This window comes from Fusibacter sp., from assembly GCF_057447755.1.
In genome coordinates this window covers 1-3,249 of record NZ_JBVBZF010000375.1, presented here as the reverse complement: position 1 = coordinate 3,249, position 3,249 = coordinate 1, and the positions used below count along the sequence as shown (strand labels likewise).

5 protein-coding genes are annotated in these 3,249 nt (G+C 37.3%); all 5 read right to left on the bottom strand.

What is annotated here, in order from left to right; all coding sequences use genetic code 11:
• Nucleotides 1–286 (bottom strand): helix-turn-helix domain-containing protein (locus tag AC220I_RS20405; protein ID WP_486725708.1); only part of this gene is annotated, 286 nt, incomplete at its 3' end.
• Nucleotides 287–504: 218 nt separating this feature from the next.
• Nucleotides 505–1,461: an NAD(P)-dependent alcohol dehydrogenase gene (locus AC220I_RS20400; protein WP_486725707.1), complete on the bottom strand. Its 957-nt coding sequence runs from the start codon at nucleotides 1,459–1,461 to the stop codon at nucleotides 505–507.
• 63 nt (nucleotides 1,462–1,524) lie between these two features.
• Nucleotides 1,525–2,118 carry a Crp/Fnr family transcriptional regulator gene (locus tag AC220I_RS20395; RefSeq protein WP_486725706.1) on the bottom strand — a complete coding sequence of 198 codons (594 nt, stop codon included), beginning with the start codon at nucleotides 2,116–2,118 and terminating at the stop codon, nucleotides 1,525–1,527.
• A gap of 98 nt (nucleotides 2,119–2,216) precedes the next feature.
• Nucleotides 2,217–2,726, bottom strand: coding sequence for an HD domain-containing protein (locus tag AC220I_RS20390; RefSeq protein ID WP_486725705.1), 510 nt, complete (start codon nucleotides 2,724–2,726; stop codon nucleotides 2,217–2,219).
• A gap of 52 nt (nucleotides 2,727–2,778) precedes the next feature.
• Nucleotides 2,779–3,150, bottom strand: coding sequence for a hypothetical protein (locus tag AC220I_RS20385; RefSeq protein ID WP_486725704.1), 372 nt, complete (start codon nucleotides 3,148–3,150; stop codon nucleotides 2,779–2,781).
• Between the last annotated feature and the right edge of the window lie 99 nt (nucleotides 3,151–3,249).

Sequence of the window (3,249 nt, the reverse complement as noted above, 5' to 3'; positions counted from 1 at the left end):
GAGTATATACATAATGGTTTGCATCTTCCAAAGAAATTTGCCTTGTGTTGGTCATCTCCTTAAATGGCTTAACTTCAGCCATTGATTCAATCTCATCTTTAATCAAATAGTCCGTAGTCACACCAAAAATTTCACCAAGCATTATTATTTTATTAAGTTCAGGGATACTACTCCCACTTTCCCATTTTGAAACCGACTGCCGAGAAACATTTAATTTTTCTGCAAGTGCTTCTTGAGACCATCCCATTTGTTTCCTTAATTTGATTATTTTATCTGCTAAAATCATTTCTCACCTTCCTCTATATCAACATTTTCAATTATCAATACATTGTCGACATCCTCTTTTATAAGTTCAGTATATCAATTTTAGCCTTTACATACTATCAATTGGACTTGGTAATTTGTCAACCACTGGTTGCATTTTCCCTCAAAACACTTGAATTGTCTCATTTTCAGCTTTATTTAAAAGAGAAAACCAACCATTTGGTATTTTTAAAAATTGAGTTACCCCTTAATATTCAATACAATAGCACCTGCCTTGCCGCTCTCTTCAGCACGCCTATGAGCACTCACTACATCCCTCATTGGAAAGATCGAATCAATTAAGGGCTCATAAGCACCATACTGAACCAAGTCTAAAATATTTATTAAGCTTGACGCATTTGATTTGGCGATGCCGAACATAAATCTCTTATGATTTGGTTTATTGCCAATCTGCTTAAGCATGAGGTCAGCCCTTGCTGCTGTGGTGATATAAGTGCCTTCTTTTGTCAAACACGCTTCAATCACAGACAGTTTTTCCCTGCCAACCGTATCAAATATGATATCAAATTGATTCTTAAAATCAGAGAGCTTGTCGGACTGATAATCGACGACTTGATCAGCTCCTAGCTTCTTGACAAATCCCATACTATTTTGATGACAGACTCCAGTCGTATGTGCATTTAAATTTCGAGCGTATTGGACAGCATAAGCTCCGACGCCTCCAGACGCGCCGATAATTAATACTTTCTTTTCACCATCTAGACCTGCTTGGTCCAAAAAGTATTTTGCGGATAAGGACCCAAAGATTAATGATGCTGCCTCTTCATGAGAAAGCTTGGTTGGTTTTATAGCAATAACAGAATCCTCATGAACACTAATATATTCAACATAAGTACCCGAATGAATCCCTAGAGACCCCATTACTTCATCACCCACTTTAAACTGCCTTACCGACTTGCCCACCTCAACCACTTTTCCTGAATAGGTCGTTCCAAGAATCTTTTGCTTTGGGGTAAAAGGTCCTGCAAAGAGTCTGGCAAGAAAAGGCTTTCCGCTTCTTAAGTGACAATCTCCTGAATTAACACTTGTTGAAAAAACCTCAATTAAAATTTGATCCTCATTAATGACCAGATCATCAATCTCTTCAACTTGTAAAACATCTGGTTCACCAAATTTGTGGTATCTAACTGCTTTCATAATAAGCCTCCTTATAAGTTTCTTATCTCCATTCTAATAGGAATAAAAAAAGGATTCATTGACTTATATCAATGAATCCAATCTTTTTTTGATTCTGGAATACGACTCTGGCGTAATCCCGAGATAACTTGCTAATTGATGTTGTGGTACTCTTTTAATCAAATTTGGCCGATTGTCCATGAGTTCCTTTACCCGCTCTTCAGGTGATCGTGAAGCAAATGAGTAAATGCTTTCATTTATCTCGCCCAGTTTTTCACCCAGCATCTGGCTGGTCATATCCTTTAAATCTGGAAACATTTCAAACATCGTGTTCTTTTGATCAATATAGCTGTAGAGAAGGACACACGCCTCAACACAAACAACACTATATCTCGAAACATTATCACCAACACGTTCATTAAACACATTTACCCACTGGCCTTCTTCATAGAACTCACTCGTTACTTCATCACCTTTTTCATTGATCCTGTACTGTCTCAAACAGCCCCTTATGACAAATACACAGTGATTTGAAGGCTCGCCCTGATACAAAACCATAGCCCCTTTTTTAAAGGCCTTAACGGGCAATTGGCTTACGATTTCCTTGAGATTCTCGTAAGATGTATTAAGATAGGGTCTTATAAATTCAATCAAATACGCTTCAATTTCTTTGTCCATAAGTACTAAAACCACCTCTCGTCATTTTCTGCCTTCTTACATTGCTCATAGAAAGATCACTCGATGTTAAATCGCTTGTTCTTACTTCACTTCTTTATTCAGCGATTGTATTTATTGGCAAGATACTTCTCAAAGGCAATCTTTTTAGATTCATCAAGTATGAAGGACTTATCAATAAAATCAATTAACTGCTTATCATCCTGCGTCAAAACAAGGCCACGCATGTTTTCAAGCAAATCAGCTTCCCAAATAATTCTAAAATCCACACCATCAATTGCTTCTTGCGTGTGGTGGTTACCGACGATATAACATACCCGGTCCACGATTGAGCGATCAATATCTGTTGAGGTCATATAGTTTCGCGCAATAGGCGGTCCCTCTATCTCTTGATATTTGCCCATCATGTTGCCATGCTTTTTCTCAGCTTCCAGTGCACCAATATCATGGTATATGGCAGATAAGACCACCACTTTGAACTCATCATTGACCAGCTTCTCACTCTTTGAGATCCGCTCAGCATTTTCAAGTACGTTAAGGGTATGAATAATACCAAATTCAGCATCCTTGAAGGTTTCCTTCATCTTTTGAATTGCAATTTTTTTGTACATTGAGACCTCCTAAAACAAGCATTATTCCTGACGCATATATGTGATCACCAAGTCATTTTGGCATGACAATTACATATCCTATAATATTGATAAGTGTATAGAAGACAAAGAAAATATTTGAGGGATCCATCAAGCCCCCACCCTCTCTTTTGTCATTCTTATTTTCAGAATACAAGGATTCAGCAAGTTTTGCATCGAGCACTTGTTTACCTGCACCACTTGCACCCCTAGAAAGACTCCCACCGACTGCATTTAGAGAGCCATCAGCAAATACATTAAATACATTGTAAATTAAAAGGGCAAAATAAAACAGGCCCCACATCATAAAAAACATTTCAAGATCTTCCACATGTAAGGCAAAATATGAGATGATCTCCACTAGAATTAAAACTATGTATCCGGAAAGCTTCTTTAAGTGATACATACATACCTCCTCTTCTGTCATTTTCCTTCTATACCACAATTATATAATAATTAAATCATACTCACAACAGAATTGGAAATTTCATTCCAATTACACTTT